The sequence below is a fragment of the Nocardioides albidus genome (assembly GCF_006335005.1).
GTDB classification, from domain to species: Bacteria; Actinomycetota; Actinomycetes; order Propionibacteriales; family Nocardioidaceae; genus Nocardioides; species Nocardioides albidus.
On sequence record NZ_VDMP01000023.1, the window covers coordinates 118,355 to 135,754 of the forward strand.

A 17,400-nucleotide genomic window follows, 5' to 3' on the forward strand; every position below is an offset into this window, starting at 1 on the left:
TAAGGATCAGCCGGGTCGGCGTCGTTCGGAGGTGAGGACGGGCCGGGTCGGCGTCGTTCGGAGGTGAGGATGCGCCGGGTCGGCGCCAACCCCCGGCCAACCAACCCTCCCTAGCGTGAGCTGGGTCACAGGTCCCTCTGAGCTCAAGGGAGAGTCATGACCCGGATCAACCTCACCGTCGACGGCCAGTCGGTCGCTGACGACGTCGAACCGCGGATGCTGCTCGTGCAGTACCTCCGCGAGAAGCTCGGCAAGACCGGCACCGTCATCGGTTGCGACACCAGCAACTGCGGTGCGTGCACGGTTCATCTCAACGGCAGGAGCGTGAAGTCCTGCAACGTGCTGGCGGTTCAGGCCGACGGCGGTGAGGTCACCACCATCGAGGGGCTGGCCGGGGAGGACGGCGCCCTGCACCCGGTGCAGGAGGCCTTCCGTGAGTGCCACGGCCTGCAGTGCGGGTTCTGCACGCCCGGGATGATCATGCAGACCGTCGACCTGCTGGCCGAGAACCCCAGCCCGTCGGAGGAGGCGATCCGCCTCGGCCTCGAGGGCAACCTGTGCCGGTGCACCGGCTACCACAACATCGTCCGCGCGGTGCAGCACGCCGCTGGTACGACGGAGGGGGCGTCGGCATGACCGCCACCCAGGAGCCCACCCAGGGCGAGATCGGCCGCGACCGCCGCCGCAAGGAGGACCAGCGGCTGATCACCGGCCGCACCCGCTGGACCGACAACATCACGCTGCCGGGCATGCTGCACCTGGCGATGGTGCGCAGCCCCTTCCCGCACGCGCGGATCACCGGCATCGACACCAGCGCGGCCAAGGCCGGCACCAATGTCGTCGCCGTCTACACCGGTGCCGACCTCGGCGAGTCCCAGGGCGCGTGCATCAACGCCTGGCCCGTCGTGCCCGACCAGGTCACGCCGGCGCACCTGCCGATGCCCTCGGACCGGGTCGCCTTCGCCGGCGAGACCGTCGCCGTGGTGGTCGCCCGCAGCGCCGCCGAGGCCCGCGACGCCGCGGAGCTGGTCGAGGTCGACTACGAGGAGCTGCCCGCGGCCCTCGACCTCAAGGAGTCGGCGGAGGCGCACACCAACGGCGGGGCGCTCGCGCACCCCGACCTCGGCACCAACGTCAGCGCGGTGTGGAGGTTCGACTCGGCCGAGGCCGGCACGGGCGGCGACGTCGAGCAGGCGATCGCCGAGGCCCGCCAGGACGGCATCGTCATCGAGCGGGAGTACCGCCAGCAGCGGCTGATCCCCGCGTTCATGGAGCCGCGCAGCGTCGTGGTCGACCCGACCGGCGAGCAGATCACGATGTGGTCGGCGACCCAGGTGCCCCACATCCTGCGCTTCGCGCTCGCCGCGACGACCGGCGTACCCGAGTCCAAGATCCGGGTCATCGCGCCCGACGTGGGCGGCGGCTTCGGCGGCAAGCTGCAGCAGACGCCCGAGGAGATGATCGCGTTCGCGGTCGCCCGCAAGCTCGGCAAGCCGGTGAAGTTCACCGAGACCCGCAGCGAGTCGCTGCTCACCGCCCACCACGGCCGTGACCAGTGGCAGCGGCTCACCCTCGCCGCCACGAAGGACGGGCACGTCACCGGGCTGAAGGTCGACCTGCTCGCCGACCTCGGCGCCTACGTCGCGATCGTCGGCGGCGGCGTCCCGGTGCTCGGCGCGTTCATGTTCAACGCGATCTACAAGTTCCCGGCCTACCAGTTCCAGACCACCAACGTCCTCACCAACAAGACCTGGACCGACGCCTACCGCGGCGCCGGGCGGCCCGAGGCGACCTTCGCCATCGAGCGGCTCATGGACGAGCTCGCCAACGAGCTCGGCAAGGACCCGCTCGAGGTCCGGGAGATGAACTGGATCAAGCACGAGGAGTTCCCGTTCACCACCGTGGCCGGCCTCGAGTACGACTCCGGCAACTACGAGGCCGCCACCGCGCGGGCCAAGGAGATGTTCGGGTACGACGCGCTGCGCGCCGAGCAGGCCGAGCGACGCTCGCGCGGCGACAAGGTCCAGCTGGGCATCGGCGTCTCGACCTTCACCGAGATGTGCGGCCTGGCGCCGTCCCGCGTCCTGGGGAGCCTCAACTACGGCGCCGGCGGCTGGGAGCATGCCGAGGTCCGGATGCTGCCGACCGGCAAGGTCGAGGTCGTCACCGGGGCGTCCGCCCACGGGCAGGGTCACGAGACGGCGTTCAGCCAGATCGTGGCCGACCGCCTCGGCGTACCGTTCGAGGACGTCGAGGTCCTGCACGGCGACACCCAGATCTCCCACAAGGGCCTGGACACCTACGGCTCGCGCAGCCTGGTCGTCGGCGGCGAGGCCCTGGTGCGGGCGGTCGACAAGGTGATCGAGAAGGCGAAGCCGGTCGCGGCCCACCTGCTCGAGGCCTCCGCCGACGACCTCGAGTTCAGCGGTGGCCGGTTCTCCGTGCGGGGCACCGATCAGGGGATGGCGATCACGGAGATCGCGACCGCCGTCTTCGCCGCCCACAACCTCCCCGACGGTGTCGAGGCGTCGATCGACTCCGAGGCGACCTACGACCCGGTGAACTTCAACTACCCGCACGGCACCCACCTGTGCGCCGTGGAGGTCGACACCGAGACCGGTCAGGTCAGGATGCGCAAGTACGCCTGCTGCGACGACATCGGCAACGTCATCAACCCGCTGATCGTGTCCGGACAGGTGCACGGCGGCCTGGTCCAGGGCATCGCCCAGGCGCTGTGGGAGGAGGCGGTCTACGACGAGAACGGCACCCTCGTGACCGGGTCGTTCGTCGACTACCTGCTGCCGACGGCCGCCGACACGATCAGCTTCGACCTCGACCACACCACGTCGCCGGCGACGACCAACTCGCTCGGCACCAAGGGCGTCGGCGAGGCCGGCACGATCGCCTCGACCCCGGCGGTGGTCAACGCGGTGGTCGACGCGCTGCGTCCGTACGGCGTCCACGACGTCGCGATGCCCTGCACCCCGGAACGGGTCTGGCGTGCGATCAACACCGGCGGCTCCGGGGGAGAGACGACCGAAGCCGCCGCACCCCACTTCGACGAGTCGGAAGGAGCAGCCCAGTGATCCCCGCAGCCTTCGAGTACGTCGCCCCGACCTCGGTCGAGGAGGCGCTGGCGGCCCTCGCCGAGCACGGTGACGACGCCAAGGTGATCGCCGGCGGCCAGAGCCTCCTTCCGGTCCTCCGGATGCGGCTCAACGCCCCCGAGTGGGTCATCGACCTCGGCCGGATCGACAGCCTGCGCGGGGTACGCGACGGCGGCGACCACCTCGCCATCGGCGCGATGACGACCCATCACGACGTCGGCGAGGACCCGCTGATCCACGAGCACGCCCTGCTGATCAGCAAGGCGATCACGCATCTGGCCGACGCGCAGGTGCGCCACCGCGGCACCTTCGGCGGCGCCCTCGCCCACGCGGACCCCGCCGGCGACCTGGGCGCGCCGGCGCTCGCGCTCGGCTCCACGTTCGTGGTCCAGGGCCCCGGCGGCACCCGGGAGATCCCGGCCGACGACTTCTTCGTCGACCTCTTCGAGACCTCCATCTCCGAGGACGAGATCCTCACCGAGGTGCGCGTCCCGAAGCACGGCGGCTGGGGCGCGGCGTACGAGAAGTTCGTCCGGATCGCCCACCAGTGGCCGATCGTCGCCGTCGCGGCGGCGGTGCGGATGGAGGGCGACACCATCGCCGAGGCGCGGATCGGGCTCACCAACATGGGTTCCACGCCCCTGCGTGCTCGGGCGGCGGAGCAGGCCCTGGCGGGCCAGCCCGCCACCGAGGAGGGGGTCGCGGCCGGCGCGGCGGCAGCGGCCGAGGGCACCAACCCGCCCAGCGACCTCAACGGCGACGCCGACTACCGGCGTCACCTGGCCACGGTGCTCACCCGGCGAGCGGTCCTCGCCGCAGCGGGAAGGGGCTGACGAGCGGCGATGGATCTCAGCCACTCCTTCACGGTCCCGACGTCGCTCGACGCGACCTGGGCGCACTTCCAGGACATCGGCGGCCTCGCCGAGTGCTTCCCCGGCGCCCAGGTCACCTCGGTCGGCGAGGACGAGGACGGCGCCCCGACCTTCGAGGGCACCTGCAAGGTCAAGCTCGGCCCGATCGCGCTCGTCTACACCGGCTCCGGCAAGTTCGTCGAGCGCGACGAGGCCGGCAGGCGGTTCGTCGTCGACGCGAAGGGCCGCGACAAGCGCGGCAACGGCACGGCGGGCGCGAAGGTGACCGTCACGATGAGCGACGCGGGCGGCGACCGGACCCAGGTCGACGTCGTCACCGACCTCGCGATCACCGGCAAGCCGGCCCAGTTCGGGCGCGGCGTGATGCAGGACGTCTCCGACAAGCTGCTCGGGCAGTTCGTGTCCTGCCTCGAGCAGCGGCTCGCCGGAGACGGTTCGGATGGCGCTTCCGACCAGCCGGCCGACCAGTCGGCCGACCAGTCGGCCGACCAGCCGGCCGACCCGCCCTCCGGACCCAGCCCGCAGCCCACCTCGCAGCCCACCCCGATCCGACCGGCCGCCGACGACGACGCGCTGGACCTCGGCTCCGCCGTGCTGCCGGTGCTGCTCAAGAGCTACGGCAAGCAGGTCGGCGCCGTGCTGGCGTTGGTGGTCGCGCTGGCCTTCCTCCGGCGGCGGAAGGGGAGCCGGAAGGGCCGCTGACCAAGCGGTGCCGGACACGCTGGAGATCTGGTCAGACAGCGGCGCGGACCGGCTCGGCGGCCCTACAGTGGCGACCGTCGGGCCGGCGGCGCGTCCAGACTGGTCCGCCGCGTACCACCGGGAGGAACCATGACCGAGATCCAGGCCATTCCGCAGCCGCCGCCCCATCCCGAGCACGGGCACGCCGGCCTGATCGACGGCAACACCCCCGTGCAGAGCCTGATGCGGCTGGCCCGGATGCACGGCCCGATCTATCAGCTGAACGTTCCGTCGCCGCTGATCGTGGTCAGCTCCCAGGAGCTGGTCGACGAGGTCTGCGACACCTCCCGCTTCGACAAGAGTGTCGCGGGCGCGCTGCGCAACGTCCGCGACTTCACCGGCGACGGGCTGTTCACCGCCCACACGACCGAGCAGAACTGGGCGGTGGCCCACCGTCTCCTCATGCCGGCCTTCGGGCCGCTCGGGATCCGCGGCATGTTCGACAAGATGCTCGACATCGCCGACCAGATGCTGCTGCGGTGGGAGCGGTTCGGCCCCAGCAACGTCATCGACGTCGCCGACGACATGACCCGGATGACGCTCGACACGATCGGGCTGTGTGCCTTCGACTTCCGGTTCAACAGCTTCTACCAGCGGGAGTTGCACCCGTTCATCGGCGCGATGGTCGACGCCCTCGCCGAGGCCGGCGCGCGCACCCGCCGTACGCCGGAGGCCAACCAGCTGTTGTTGAGCAGCCGGCGCAAGTACGAGCACGACCTCGAGCTGATGAAGCGGGTCGCCGACGAGGTGATCGCCGAGCGCAAGCGGGACCCGCGCGCCGCGGAGAAGGACGACCTCCTGGCCACCCTGCTCAACGGGCGGGACCCGATCACGGGGGAGGGGCTCTCGGACGAGAACATCCGCTACCAGCTGGTCACCTTCCTGATCGCGGGTCACGAGACGACCAGCGGACTGCTGACCTTCACCACCTACTTCCTGCTCAGGAACCCCGAGGTGTTGGCGAAGGCGCGCGCCGAGGTCGACGCCGTCCTGGGGGACGACCCGCCGACCGTCGACGACATCGGGCGGCTCAAGTACGTCGAGCAGACACTGCTCGAGGCCCTGCGGATCTGGCCGACCGCCGCCGCGTTCACCCTGCGCGCGCTCGACGACACCGTGATCGGCGGTCGCTACCCGATCAGCAGACGCGACACGATCATGGTGATCAGCCCCCAGCTGCACCGGGACACCACCGTGTGGGGGGACGACGTCGAGTCCTTCCGGCCCGAGCGGTTCGCGCCCGAGCTCATGGCGGAGCTCCCGCCGAACGCCTGGAAGCCCTTCGGCAACGGCCAGCGCGCCTGCATCGGCCGGCCGTTCGCCATGCAGGAGGCGGTGCTGCTGGTGGCGATGATGCTGCAGCGCTTCGACCTGATCGAGGACGACCCGTCCTATCAGCTGCGGGTGGAGGAGACGCTGACCCTCAAGCCGAAGGGATTCCGGATCCGGGCCAAGAGCCGCGGCCGCACCTCCTTCGCCCCCCGCAGCGTCCTCGCCCCGCGCCAGGCCTCGACGGAGCGGACCACGCCGGTCGTCCAGCCGCCCGCCGACGCGACGCCCCTCTACGTCCTGTTCGGGTCCAACACCGGCTCGGCCGAGAACTTCGCCCAACGGGTCGGCAGCGATGCGGCCGCCCAGGGCTACGCCGCCGAGGTCGCGCCGCTCGACGACTACGCCGGGCACCTGCCGACCGACGGACCGGTCATCATCCTCGCCGCGTCCTACGAGGGACAGCCCACCGACAACGCGCGACAGTTCGTCTCCTGGGCCGATGGGCTCGCGTCGGGCGCGCTCACGGGCGTGCGGTACGCCGTCTTCGGATGCGGCAACCGGCAGTGGGCGCGCACCTACCAGGCCGTCCCGTCGCGCCTCGACGAAGCCCTCGCGCGGGCCGGCGCGACCCGGCTGCGCGGGCGCGGCGAGACCGACGCCGGCGGCGACTTCTTCGGTGGCTTCGACGACTGGTACGCCGACCTGTGGGCCGACCTGGGTGCCGCACTCGGCAAGGACGTGGCGGCCGCGCCGGCCGGCCACCAGTTCGAGGTGGAGGTCGTCGAGGAGGGCCGCGCGTCGATCCTGCGCCTCGGCGACCTGGAGTACGGCGAGGTCGTCGTCAATCGCGAGCTGGTCGACATGTCCTCGCCGCTGGGCCGGTCGAAGCGACACATCGAGATCGCCCTCCCGGAGGGGATGACCTACCGCGCGGGCGACTACCTCGCGGTGCTGCCGCACAACCCGGTCGGCCTGGTGATGCGGGCGCTGAAGCGCTTCGACCTCGCCTCCGACAGCCGGGTCGTGATCCGAGCCGCGAGCGGCAGCCGGACCTCCCTGCCGGTCGGTCATCCGATCGCGGCCAGCGAGCTCCTCTTCCACTACGTCGAGCTGGGGCAGCCGGCGACCCGCAGTCAGGTGGCCGCGCTCGCGGCGCTCGCCGGGGGCGCGCAGCGGACCGAGCTCGCCGCTCTCGCCGAGGAGGACGCCTACCAGCTCGACGTGCTCGGCAAGCGGGTCAGCCTGCTGGACCTGCTCGAGCGCCATCCGGGCTGCCCGCTCAGCTTCGCCGGGTTCTTGGAGATGCTGCCCCCGGCCCGGGCCCGTCAGTACTCCATCTCGTCCTCGCCGCTGTGGAACGACGAGCGGTGCTCGATCACCGTGGCCGTCGTGGACGCGCCGGCGATGTCGGGCAACGGGCGGTTCCAGGGCATGGCGTCGAGCTACCTGGCCAACTGCCCGCCGGGCACCCGGGTGACCGTCGCGGTGCGCACCTCCCACGACCTGTTCCATCCGCCGGCGGCGCTCGACGTCCCGATGGTGATGGTGTGCGCGGGCACCGGCCTCGCGCCCTTCCGGGGATTCCTCCAGGAGCGTGCCGTGCAGGCGCGCAACGGCCGCACCGTGGCGACCTCGCTGCTCTTCTTCGGCTGCGACCACCCCGACGTCGACCTCCTCTATCGCGACGAGCTCGCCGAGTGGGAGGCGGCCGGCATCGTCAGCGTTCGCCCGGCGTACTTCAAGGCGCCGGAGGGCGACGTCACCTTCGTCCAGCACCGTCTGTGGCAGGACCGCGCCGACGTCGCCGACGCCTTCAACCGCGGCGCGAACGTCTATGTCTGCGGCGACGGCCGGCACATGGCGCCCGCGGTCCGGGAGACGATCGTGCGGATCTACCAGGAGGCGACCTCGGCGAGCGACGACGACGCGCAGGCCTGGGCCGACCGCATCGAGCAGGAGGCCGGCCGGTACGTCTCGGACGTCTTCGCCTGACCGCCCACCGGGCCGGTCACCAGGTGTCGGGCCGGGTGTAGTCCTCGTCCTCGTAGAGGCCCTGGTCGTCGTGGCGCTGGTCGGCGCCACGGTCGTTCTGCTCCTGGAGCCGGTCGCGGCGGGGGTCGGACTCGCCCGGCTCCTGGGGCGGGGACTCCTGCTCGGGCGGCGGCTCCTCGCCGGGGTCCGGCGGCGGCTCCTGGTTCTGCTCCAGCTTCTCGCTGAGCCTCCTCTCGACGGCGGCGGCGTCCTCGGTCTGCTCCTTGCCGCGCCCGGCGTCCTCCGGGCAGTCGCCGCCGGCGAGGGCGTCCAGGCCGGCCTTGAACGAGGCGAGCGCGTCCTCCAGCGCTCCCGAGGCGAGGGCGGCGTCGCCGACGGCCTCGTGGGCGAGCGCCAGGTTGATCCGGACGGTGCACTCGTCGCGCTGGGGGACGTCCTCGAGAGCGGCCTCGTACGAGGCGATCGCGTCGTCGTACTCGCCCTGGGCGTGGTCGGCCGCACCCTCGTCGAAGGCCGCGACCCACGGTTCGAGCCAGTTCAGCCTGCGGGTGTCGGCGAACTCCGCAGCCGCCCCGTCGAGGTCGCCACGGTCGAACGCGTCGCGGCCCGAGGCGTTGGCGTTCAGCATCAGCGTCACCTTGAGGACGTACGCCGCCAGCAGCAGGGTCGGCAGCAGGCCGGCCAGGAGCAGGATCCGCCGCAGGCGGCCGCGCGGGTTCGTCATCGGACCGTTCCCTTCCGGGGCGCCAGGACGTGCCGCGACGCCCACACCGCGCGCCAGCCGGCGTGCAGCTCGAACAGCAGCAGGGTGAGCAGCAGCACGCCCGCCAGCCAGGTCAGATCGTGCTTCGCCGGGCGCGCGCCGGCCCCGGTCCCGTCGGCGTACGACGACTCGAAGGACGCCGCCACGCCGTCGAGCCCGCCGGGCCGGGTGCGATGCTCGAAGGGCACTCCGAGCTCGTCGGCGATCTGCCGGAGGTTGTCGAGGTCGGCGTGCGACTGCGCGGTGTCGCCGGTCTCCGGGTCCTGGACGAAGCCGAGCGACTCGTCGAGGTCGTCGTCCTGGGGCATGGGCGCGCCCTCGGTCCCGCCGTACCCGAGCACGACGCCGCCGGCGATGAGCTCGTCGACGTCGGCGTAGGTCTGGTCGTCGCCCTCGTCGGTCGTGTCCTCGCCGTCGCCGACGTAGACGACGATGCGGCGGCGCTGGGGCGCCTTCTCCGCCGCGCGCTCGAGCAGGTCGGTGAGCTCCGGCACCGGACGGTCGGACCGGGAGCCGATGCCGTCCTTGGGGCGCTCGAGGTAGAGCGTCTCGACGGCCGCGCCGAAGGCCGCGCTGTCGGAGGTGAGCGGGAGCACCACCCGGGCGTCGGTGCCGAAGGCGAGCATCCCGAAGCGCGCTCCGGGCAGGGTCTCGGCGAGCGCGACGAGGTCGGCCTTCGCGCCGGTGATCCGGGGCTGCTTCCCGTCGTGGTCGAGCGCCGCCATGGACCGGGTGCGGTCGATGACGATCACCACGTCGATGTCGGACAGCTGCGCGGGCACCTCGGCCCGGCCGAACCCGGGGCGCAGCAGGATCACGACGAAGAGCAGCACGATCCCGATCCGGCGGGCGAGGACGAGGGCGGTGGACAGGGTCGGGCTCATCGGCGGACCTTCCCGCGGTCCCGCAGCACGAGGACGCCCTGGCCGACCCACAGCAGGGCCAGCCCGACGAGGCCGATCCCGGCGACGACGGTGCCGACCTGGGGTCGGTCGAGCACCTGCACGAGCGGTGGTCGCTCGATCGGCTTGGCGTCCAGGTCGGCGATGGCGTCGATCACCGCCTTGCTGCTGCCGTCGGCGCCGAGCAGCGAGAACGTGCCGCCGGTGCTCGTCACCGCCGTCTGGAACTGCTGGACGGCGTCGGGCCGCTCCGCGGTCTTGGGCGCGGCGATCCCGTGCACGATGACCTTCTTCTCGCGGGCGAAGTCGGCCGCCTCGGGCACGCTGAAGATGCCCTTGCCGACGGGCTCGTTGTCGGAGGCGAGCACGATGGCGCGGCTGCGGTCCTCGTCGCCGCGGTCGAAGCGCTGGACGCACGACGCCAGCCCGTCGCCCATCTGCGACTGGACGTCCCAGTCCAGCACGGTGCCGGCGGTGTAGATGGCGTACTCGTCGCTGTAGACGTCGCCGGACGCGAACGCCTGCTCCGCCTCGCTGAGCTGCTCGACGACGTACTCGTAGTCGTCGGTCAGGGGGAAGACGGTGATCGCGGCGCCGCTCCAGATCGTCAGCCCCACCCGCTCACCGCGCAGCCCCGCGATGATCGTGCGGAACTGGCGCAGCACCTCGGCGTCCACCTCGGCCATCGAGCCGGACGCGTCGAGGCACAGCACGATGTCGCGGGTGCGGTCCTCCTGGGTCATGGTCTGGCGCTGCTGCAGCCGTCCGGCGAGGACGACCGCGCCCGAGCAGGCCACCAGCGACGTGAGGGTCAGGCAGGAGCCGAGGACGACCTGGCGTCGCACCAGCGTGCGATAGCGGGGGAGGGACCGCAGCCGGGCCGCATGGGCGACGTACGCCGCGCCGGCCGTCGAGGGCCGTCGCCACGGCCGCAGCCACACGACGAGGAGGAGCAGCACGAGGGCGCCGAGCGCCAGGGCCAGCCACGGCCACCGGAACGCCGTGCTCTCGTCGTCCCACATCAGGCCGCGCTCCCGACCGGGCTCCACGTGCTCACGAGTCCGCGAGCCTGCGCGACCGCGGTCTCGAACAGGTCGCGCGCCACGGCGTCCTCCGGCGCGAACTCCGGCGGATAGACGAGCTCGAGGACCTCGACCAGCGCGACCGGCGCGTGGTCGCGGAAGTCGGCCAGCGCCATCGTGCGCGCGGGCAGCGTGGTCACCGCCGCGACGTAGTCGCGCACGATCTCGCTGAGCTGCTGGTGCCCCTCGCGCGGCTCCATCCGGCCGGACCGCACGAGCGAGTCGATCTCCTCTATCCGGGCCAGGTGCCGCTGGCGTACGTCGGGCAGCGGGACGCCCGGCCTGGCGAGCTCACGGGGCCGCGGCGCGCGCGTGAGCCACCAGGCGAGCAGGTAGTAGAGGACGAGCGCGAGCGCGAGCCCGACGCCGATCCACACCCACCGGTCGGCGTACCCGACGGGACCGGTGAACTCCTCGGGGAGCTCGATCGCCAGGACTTCAGCGGCGGCGGGCATGGCGGTGCCTCTCGAGCATGCGGTAGATCGTGGTCACGGCGCCGTCGAGATCCCGCACCTGCTCCTCGACGATGCCGAGCTGCTCGAGGCGACGGCGCATCTCCAGGGCCTGGTCGGCGACCAGGCTGCCGAGCTGGCGGTGGAGCTCGGCGTCGCGGCGCAGCCAGGCCGGCACCTCGGCGCCGGCGTCGACGTCGAGCAGGCGGCGGCCGGCCAGGGCGGGGGTGGTCGGGTCGAGGTCGCCGATGGAGAGCAGGAGCACCTCGTGCTGGGCGGTCAGCCGTCGCAGCAGCATCGCCTGCTCCTCGGTGACGGCGGGCTCGTCGGTGATCACGACCAGGATGGTGCGCCGCCGGATCGTGCGGACGACGTGGCGCAGCAGGGCGGTCAGGTCGCCCGGCGGGCCGTCGGGCCGGATCGCGTCGTGCACGGTGGCGAGCAGGCGCTCCAGGTGCAGCTCGCCGCTGCCGGGGCGGGCGACGTGCTGACGCTCGGCGTTCCCGTGGACCAGGCCGACCACGTCGCCGTGCTGGACGGCCAGGAAGCCGGTCACCCCGGCGACGAAGACGGCGAGCTCGCGCTTCGAGACCGGTGTCCGCGCCGCGCCGCCCTCGGGGAGCGCGGCGAGGGCGGCCATGCTGCGGCCGGTGGAGACGCACAGCTGCACGGTGTGCTTGCGCTCGGCGACGTACCTCTTCACCAGCAGCTGCCGGCTGCGGGCCGACGCCTTCCAGTCGATGTCCTTGACGTCGTCGCCGCGGACGTACTCGCGCAGGTCGTTGAAGTCGATGCCCCGGCCGGCATGGATCGCGGCGTACTCGCCCTCCAGCATCCCGCGCACCTTGCGGTGGGCGTGGATGGAGAGGCGGGACTTGATCCGCGTCAGGTGGGCGGTCATGGCTCGCGCGACGTCACGGCGTGGGGACCGCGCGGAAGACCGCGTCGATCACCGTCTCGGGGCGGACGCGGTCGGCGAGCGCCTCGAAGCTGAGGTGGAGGCGGTGCCGCAGGACGCTGTGCCGCAGCTCGCGGACGTCCTCGGGGATGACGTAGTGGCGACCCTGGACGACGGCCATCGCGCGGGCGGCCTGGAAGAACGCGATCGAGCCGCGGGGGCTGGCGCCGATCTCGACGTAGTTGCCCAGCTCGGGTCCCAGCAGGGTGGGGACGTCGCGGGTCGCCCGGACCAGGGCCGTGATGTAGCGGCGGATCGCGGGGTCGACGTAGACGCGCCGGACCATCTCCTGCAGGTCGGCGACCTCCTGCGTCGAGATCACCGCGGTCACGTCGGCCATGTGCTGGCCCAGGGTGCCGTCGTCGATGCGCTCGAGGACCATCAGCTCGTCGTCCTCGGTGGGGTAGTCGACGATCTCCTTGAGCAGGAACCGGTCCATCTGCGCGTGCGGGAGGACGTAGGTGCCCTCCTCCTCGATGGGGTTCTGGGTGGCGAGCACCATGAACGGGTCGGGCAGCGGGTGGATGGTGCCGGCGATCGAGGTCTGGCGCTCCTGCATCGCCTCCAGCAGCGCCGACTGGGTCTTGGCGCTGGCCCGGTTGATCTCGTCGAGGAGCACGAAGTTGGCGTGCACCGGGCCGAGCTGGGTCTCGAACTCGTGGCGGCGCGGGTCGTAGACCTGGGTGCCGATGATGTCGCTGGGCAGGAGGTCGGGCGTGCACTGGATGCGGGCGAAGCGTGCGCTCACCGCCTGGGACAGGGTCGAGGCGGCGAGGGTCTTCGCCAGGCCGGGTACGCTCTCGAGCAGCACGTGTCCCTCGGAGAGCAGGGTGACCAGGAGCGCCGTACGGATGCGGTGCTGACCCACGACCCGGCTCGAGAAGGCGTCGGAGACCTTGCCGATCGCCTCTGTCGCCCGCGCCAGCTCGTCGATCGTCAGCGGCGCGGTGGGCCCGGCGGGGGTGCGCCGGGTGCTGGGGACGGTCGGCGACTCGTTGACCTGCGTCATGCGGCCCAACCTACCCAGCGACCGGGTGGCTCACCCCTGGTGTCGTGACTCCTCGGCCAGGAGCCGGCTGCGGAGCTGGTCGTCGCGCCGCAGCCGGGCGAGGTCGCGCTCGCGGCGCTCGGCCACGACGGCCATCAGGACCAGCTCGGGCGGCGCTCCCCGCGGCGGGGCGGGGGCGACGTGCGGGAGGACGTCGGCGAGCAGGGCGCGCCCGACCCGGTCGCGGGAGACGGGGTCCAGGGTGGGCAGTCGGCCGAGGAACTGGCGTACGGCGAGCGCGGTGCCGGTGGGCAGGGTGCCGAGATCGGTACGCCGCGCCCAGGACGCGAGCTCACGCGGCATGGGCGGCGGAGCGGGCAGGCGCAGCGGCACCCGCTCCCGCACGACGTAGGTGCCGGCGGCGTAGTCGCCGAGCCGCTTGCCGCGGGTGCTGAGCATGATCGAGAAGAACGCCGGAGCCCCGGAGAACGCGTAGATCTCCACGAACCCGATGAGGGCGCGGACCAGCGCGTGCTGGAAGCTGATCGGCCCTCCGTCGTCGCGCACCGTGCGCAGGCCGAGCGCGAGCTTGCCGAGGGACCGGCCGCGGGTCAGCGTCTCCAGCGCCGTCGGCAGGACCAGGAAGGTCAGCACCGAGGTGAGCACGACGCCGGCCCCGATGAGCGCCTCGTCGTGGGCGACCGACGCCGCCACGATGAGCAGGATGGACAGCAGGACCATCGTCAGCAGGGTCGCGGCGACGTCGATCAGGCCGCTGGCCATCCGCACGCCGAGCGAGGCAGCCGGCAGGTCGAGTGCGACGCCCTCGCCGGTGACGAGGTCGTCGGAGGTGACGGTGGCGAAGTCGGAGGTGGCCATCGCGGTCCAGCCTAGGAGATAGCCTCCTAGCGTGCCGCGCATCGACCTCGACGCCTATGTCGCCGCCCACGGAGGATCGTGGGCGCGCCTCGACCAGCTGGTGCGCCAGCGGCGGCGTACCGGCGCCGAAGCCGACGAGCTCGTCGACCGCTACCAGCAGGTCGCGACGCACCTGTCCGTCGTGCGCACCTCGGCGCCGGACGGGGAGCTGGTGGCCCACCTCTCCTCGCTGCTGGGCCGAGCCCGGATCGCGATGCTGGCCTCGCGCGTGCCGAGCTGGCGGGGGCTGAGCGGGTTCTTCACCGAGCGCTTCCCGGCCGCCCTCTACCAGCTGCGCTGGTGGTGGCTGGGCTGCCTGGCCGGCAACGTGGTGGTCACCGCGGTGATGATGATCTGGCTGGGCCAGCATCCCCAGGTCGAGCAGAGCCTGCTCTCGCCGCAGGAGGTCGACCAGCTGGTCAACAGCGACTTCGAGAGCTACTACAGCGAGAACGCCGCGGGCGCCTTCGCGGCCCACGTGTGGGTCAACAACGCCTGGGTGAGCGCGCTGTGCATCGCGCTCGGGATCCTCGGCGTTCCCGTCATCTACCTGTTGTTCCAGAACATCGCGAACCTCGCGATCGTCGGCTCGATCATGATCCGCCACGACCGGGGCGAGCTGTTCTGGGGCCTGATCATCCCGCACGGCCTGCTCGAGCTCACCTGCGTCTTCGTCGCCGGCGGGGTCGGCCTGCGGCTGTTCTGGTCGTGGGTCGAGCCTGGTCAGCTCTCCCGCGCCGGCTCTCTCGCCCGGGCGGGACGGACGTCGGTCACCATCGCTCTCGGCCTCGCCGTCTGCCTGTTCGTGAGCGGCATCATCGAGGGCTTCGTCACGCCCTCCCCGCTCCCGACCTGGGCCCGGATCGCCATCGGCGTGCTGGCCGAGGCGGCGTTCCTCGCCTACGTGTTCGTCGTCGGCCGCGCCGCCGCCTCCCGGGGCGTCACCGGGGACATCTCGGCCTCCCTGCTCGAGGACCGGGTCGCCACCCAGGCCTGAGACACTGCTCCCATGAGCCGGGCGGTCGTCGTGGGAGCGGGGATCGCGGGACTGACCGCCGCCCGTGCGCTGGCCGAGGCGGGGCTCGACGTCCTGGTCCTGGAGGCGACCGGACGCCCGGGTGGCAAGCTGCGGGCCGGCACCGTCGCCGGCGTGACGGTCGACGTCGGCGCGGAGGCGATGATCCACCGGCGTCCCGAGGGGACCGCGCTCGCCACGCAGCTCGGCCTGCCGATCACGCACCCGACCGCGGCCGGCTCGCGGGTCTGGACCCGCGACGCGCTGCGCCGGCTGCCCCGCACCGTGATGGGGGCGCCGGTCGACCTCGACGACCTCGCGGAGACGGGCATCCTGTCGCCCGAGGGCCTGGAGCGGGCCCGGCACCAGGTCGTCGTACGTCCCGACGGGGACGTCTCCGTCGGCGAGCTGGTCGCCGCGCGGTACGGCGAGGAGGTGGTCGACCGGCTCGTCGAGCCCCTGCTCGGCGGCGTCTACGCCGGCCAGGCCCGCCGCATCTCGGCAGGCTCCGCGGCCCCCCAGCTCCTCGACCTGCTGTCCCGCCCCGAGGTGGTCCTCCCGCCCCCGGCGGCCGGCGCCCCGCCGGTCTTCGCCGGCATCGACGGCGGGATGTGGCGCCTGCCCGCGGCGCTCGACGCCGACGTGCGGGAGCGACCCTCCGCCGCGATCCGGTACGACGCCCCGGTCACCGCCGCCCGGCGTACTGCCCAGGGCTTCGCCGTCACCACCCCCACCGGCGACGAGGCGGCCGAGCTCCTCGTCCTGGCGACGCCGGCCGCACCCACCGCCCGCCTCCTCGACGAGCTCGTCCCGGCTGCGGCTGCCGATCTCGCCGGGATCGCCTACGCCTCCGTCGCCCTGGTGACCCTCGCCTTCCGCTGCGACGACCCCGGCGTCGCCGAGACCCTCGACACGGGCGCCTCCGGCTTCCTCGTCCCGCCGGTGGACGGCCGCCGGGTCAAGGCGTCGACCTTCTCCTTCGCCAAGTGGGACTGGGTCCGCCGGGCGGGGGAGGGGCTCCTGGTCCTGCGCACTTCCCTGGGCCGCCTCGGCGAGGAGACGACCCTCCAGGTGCCCGACGACACCCTGGTCCGGGCCTCGCTGGCCGATCTCGCCGAGGCGACCGGGCTCACCGCCGCCCCGGTCGACACCGTCGTGCAGCGGTGGGGCGGAGGACTGCCGCAGTACTGGGTCGGTCACGCCGACCGGATCGCCCGCGTCCGCGGCGCCGTCGCGCAGGTGCCAGGACTCGCGCTCTGCGGCGCGGCGTACGACGGCGTCGGCATCCCCGCGACCATCGGCTCCGCCCAGCGGGCCGTCGCGGACCTGCTCGCCGCCCCCTGACCCCCGCCGAGGTGCCACGAAAGTACCGCCGAAGTGCCACGAAAGTACCCTCCAGGTGCCAGGAACGGCCGAGGCGGCGGACCAGACATGGCACCTCGACGGGACTGACCTGGCACCTCGGCGGGGCTGGGGTGGCACCTCGTCCCCGCGAGCTTTGCCCCGGTGTCCCTGTTCCGCGGGACACCCGGCCCGGGATGGTCCTGCCATGACAGCACAGACCCACCTCCCCGCCACTGCCCTCGACCACAGCGCACCGCGCGACGAGCCGGTCGTCCACCCCCCGACACGCTGGGCCCTCGCCGGCCTCGGCGCCGGCCTCGCCGGTGTCGGCGTCATGGTCTCGTCCTCCATGGTCGACGCCGTCTACGACCCGAAGCTCCAGGGCGACGCTGACGCGATCTCCGAAGCGCTCGGCGACCTCGTGCCGCAGATGCTCGCCTTCCACCTCAGCGCGATGACCGGCGCCGTCCTCATGATCGTCTTCGCCGCCGGCCTGTTCCGGCGTCTGAAGGCGACCACCCCGGCCGACAGCGTCCTGCCGCTGGTCGCCTTCTCCGGCGTGCTGATCACCGCGATCATGCTGATCGTCGGGGCGGGGCTCGACACCGAGTTCATCTTCGCCGCCAGCGACCCCGACATGGTCGTCCCCGAGGACGCCGCGATGTTCAACCACTGGATCGGGACCATCCCGTGGTGCTGGGGCCTGCTCGGCCTCTCCGGCATCGCGCTGTTCGGCGCGGCCCGCCACGGCGGGCTCCCGAAGTGGCTCGGTCTGGTCGGTCTCGTCGGCGGCGGGCTGACCCTCCTGCTCGGCATCTCGCCCCTGCAGTACATGGCCGGCATGACCGGCCCGATCGGCCTGATCGTGATCGCGCTCGGCTTCCTCGCCGGGGACAAGGCGTTCCGCGGTCGCTCGTGAACCGACCCGCTGTGAGGCCATCCGGCCCCAATTCAGCCGGTCCGCACCGTGGGGGTGCGGACCGGCTGCACAATG

General features: G+C 72.6%; 15 protein-coding genes. 8 read left to right on the top strand and 7 right to left on the bottom strand.

All coding sequences use genetic code 11. From position 1 onward, the window contains the following. Window positions 1–156 precede the first annotated feature (156 nt). From FHP29_RS10255 to FHP29_RS10275, 5 genes are all read left to right on the top strand, one after another. Window positions 157–636: a (2Fe-2S)-binding protein gene (locus FHP29_RS10255; RefSeq protein ID WP_139622773.1), complete on the top strand. Its 480-nt coding sequence runs from the start codon at window positions 157–159 to the stop codon at window positions 634–636. After that, window positions 633–3,086, top strand: a complete 2,454-nt coding sequence (locus tag FHP29_RS10260) for a xanthine dehydrogenase family protein molybdopterin-binding subunit (protein ID WP_139622774.1) — start codon at window positions 633–635, stop codon at window positions 3,084–3,086. Before FHP29_RS10255 ends, FHP29_RS10260 begins: the two co-directional genes overlap by 4 nt. Further along, a complete protein-coding gene (locus tag FHP29_RS10265) occupies window positions 3,083–3,940 on the top strand; it encodes an FAD binding domain-containing protein (RefSeq protein ID WP_139622775.1) in 858 nt (285 codons plus the stop codon). Before FHP29_RS10260 ends, FHP29_RS10265 begins: the two co-directional genes overlap by 4 nt. 9 nt (window positions 3,941–3,949) lie before the next feature. Then, the gene (locus FHP29_RS10270; protein ID WP_139622776.1) at window positions 3,950–4,681 is read left to right on the top strand and encodes an SRPBCC domain-containing protein; all 732 of its coding nucleotides are present in this window, start codon (window positions 3,950–3,952) and stop codon (window positions 4,679–4,681) included. Between the two features lie 129 nt (window positions 4,682–4,810). Next, window positions 4,811–7,984 carry a bifunctional cytochrome P450/NADPH--P450 reductase gene (locus FHP29_RS10275; RefSeq protein ID WP_139622777.1) on the top strand — a complete coding sequence of 1,058 codons (3,174 nt, stop codon included), beginning with the start codon at window positions 4,811–4,813 and terminating at the stop codon, window positions 7,982–7,984. Window positions 7,985–8,000: 16 nt separating this feature from the next. Here FHP29_RS10275 and FHP29_RS10280 read toward each other — a convergent pair whose 3' ends face one another. From FHP29_RS10280 to FHP29_RS10310, 7 genes are read right to left on the bottom strand one after another with little or no spacing between them, the layout of a single operon-like run. After that, the gene (locus FHP29_RS10280; protein WP_139622778.1) at window positions 8,001–8,708 is read right to left on the bottom strand and encodes a hypothetical protein; all 708 of its coding nucleotides are present in this window, start codon (window positions 8,706–8,708) and stop codon (window positions 8,001–8,003) included. Next, window positions 8,705–9,631 carry a vWA domain-containing protein gene (locus FHP29_RS10285; protein WP_139622779.1) on the bottom strand — a complete coding sequence of 309 codons (927 nt, stop codon included), beginning with the start codon at window positions 9,629–9,631 and terminating at the stop codon, window positions 8,705–8,707. The genes FHP29_RS10280 and FHP29_RS10285 overlap by 4 nt, the downstream gene beginning before the upstream one ends. Continuing rightward, window positions 9,628–10,671, bottom strand: coding sequence for a VWA domain-containing protein (locus FHP29_RS10290; RefSeq protein WP_139622780.1), 1,044 nt, complete (start codon window positions 10,669–10,671; stop codon window positions 9,628–9,630). The genes FHP29_RS10285 and FHP29_RS10290 overlap by 4 nt, the downstream gene beginning before the upstream one ends. After that, on the bottom strand, window positions 10,671–11,186 hold the full coding sequence (locus tag FHP29_RS10295; protein ID WP_139622781.1) for a hypothetical protein: 516 nt from the start codon (window positions 11,184–11,186) through the stop codon (window positions 10,671–10,673). Before FHP29_RS10295 ends, FHP29_RS10290 begins: the two co-directional genes overlap by 1 nt. Continuing rightward, complete coding sequence (locus tag FHP29_RS10300) at window positions 11,170–12,084, bottom strand: DUF58 domain-containing protein (protein WP_139622782.1); 915 nt, start codon at window positions 12,082–12,084, stop codon at window positions 11,170–11,172. Before FHP29_RS10300 ends, FHP29_RS10295 begins: the two co-directional genes overlap by 17 nt. Window positions 12,085–12,097: 13 nt before the next feature. Further along, on the bottom strand, window positions 12,098–13,150 hold the full coding sequence (locus FHP29_RS10305) for an AAA family ATPase (RefSeq protein WP_139622783.1): 1,053 nt from the start codon (window positions 13,148–13,150) through the stop codon (window positions 12,098–12,100). A gap of 30 nt (window positions 13,151–13,180) precedes the next feature. After that, window positions 13,181–14,008 (bottom strand): RDD family protein, encoded by an 828-nt coding sequence (locus tag FHP29_RS10310; protein ID WP_139622784.1) that lies wholly within the window; start codon window positions 14,006–14,008, stop codon window positions 13,181–13,183. Between the two features lie 31 nt (window positions 14,009–14,039). Here FHP29_RS10310 and FHP29_RS10315 point away from each other — a divergent pair, with 31 nt between their 5' ends. The 3 genes from FHP29_RS10315 (at window position 14,040) to FHP29_RS10325 (ending at window position 17,325) form a co-directional block, all read left to right on the top strand. Continuing rightward, the gene (locus FHP29_RS10315; protein ID WP_240044433.1) at window positions 14,040–15,044 is read left to right on the top strand and encodes a stage II sporulation protein M; all 1,005 of its coding nucleotides are present in this window, start codon (window positions 14,040–14,042) and stop codon (window positions 15,042–15,044) included. Between the two features lie 12 nt (window positions 15,045–15,056). Continuing rightward, the gene (locus FHP29_RS10320; RefSeq protein ID WP_139622785.1) at window positions 15,057–16,406 is read left to right on the top strand and encodes a protoporphyrinogen/coproporphyrinogen oxidase; all 1,350 of its coding nucleotides are present in this window, start codon (window positions 15,057–15,059) and stop codon (window positions 16,404–16,406) included. A gap of 205 nt (window positions 16,407–16,611) precedes the next feature. Then, a complete protein-coding gene (locus tag FHP29_RS10325; protein ID WP_139622786.1) occupies window positions 16,612–17,325 on the top strand; it encodes a hypothetical protein in 714 nt (237 codons plus the stop codon). The last annotated feature ends 75 nt before the right edge of the window (window positions 17,326–17,400 follow it).

Excerpts from the sequence above, each read along its gene's own strand:
- FHP29_RS10285 (WP_139622779.1), bottom strand. The coding sequence starts at position 9,631 with ATGAGCCCGACCCTGTCCACCGCCCTCGTCCTCGCCCGCCGGATCGGG.
- FHP29_RS10325 (WP_139622786.1), top strand. The coding sequence starts at position 16,612 with ATGACAGCACAGACCCACCTCCCCGCCACTGCCCTCGACCACAGCGCA.
- FHP29_RS10290 (WP_139622780.1), bottom strand. The coding sequence starts at position 10,671 with ATGTGGGACGACGAGAGCACGGCGTTCCGGTGGCCGTGGCTGGCCCTG.
- FHP29_RS10260 (WP_139622774.1), top strand. The coding sequence starts at position 633 with ATGACCGCCACCCAGGAGCCCACCCAGGGCGAGATCGGCCGCGACCGC.
- FHP29_RS10305 (WP_139622783.1), bottom strand. The coding sequence starts at position 13,150 with ATGACGCAGGTCAACGAGTCGCCGACCGTCCCCAGCACCCGGCGCACC.
- FHP29_RS10275 (WP_139622777.1), top strand. The coding sequence starts at position 4,811 with ATGACCGAGATCCAGGCCATTCCGCAGCCGCCGCCCCATCCCGAGCAC.
- FHP29_RS10300 (WP_139622782.1), bottom strand. The coding sequence starts at position 12,084 with ATGACCGCCCACCTGACGCGGATCAAGTCCCGCCTCTCCATCCACGCC.
- FHP29_RS10255 (WP_139622773.1), top strand. The coding sequence starts at position 157 with ATGACCCGGATCAACCTCACCGTCGACGGCCAGTCGGTCGCTGACGAC.
- FHP29_RS10270 (WP_139622776.1), top strand. The coding sequence starts at position 3,950 with ATGGATCTCAGCCACTCCTTCACGGTCCCGACGTCGCTCGACGCGACC.
- FHP29_RS10320 (WP_139622785.1), top strand. The coding sequence starts at position 15,057 with ATGAGCCGGGCGGTCGTCGTGGGAGCGGGGATCGCGGGACTGACCGCC.
- FHP29_RS10310 (WP_139622784.1), bottom strand. The coding sequence starts at position 14,008 with ATGGCCACCTCCGACTTCGCCACCGTCACCTCCGACGACCTCGTCACC.
- FHP29_RS10295 (WP_139622781.1), bottom strand. The coding sequence starts at position 11,186 with ATGCCCGCCGCCGCTGAAGTCCTGGCGATCGAGCTCCCCGAGGAGTTC.
- FHP29_RS10280 (WP_139622778.1), bottom strand. The coding sequence starts at position 8,708 with ATGACGAACCCGCGCGGCCGCCTGCGGCGGATCCTGCTCCTGGCCGGC.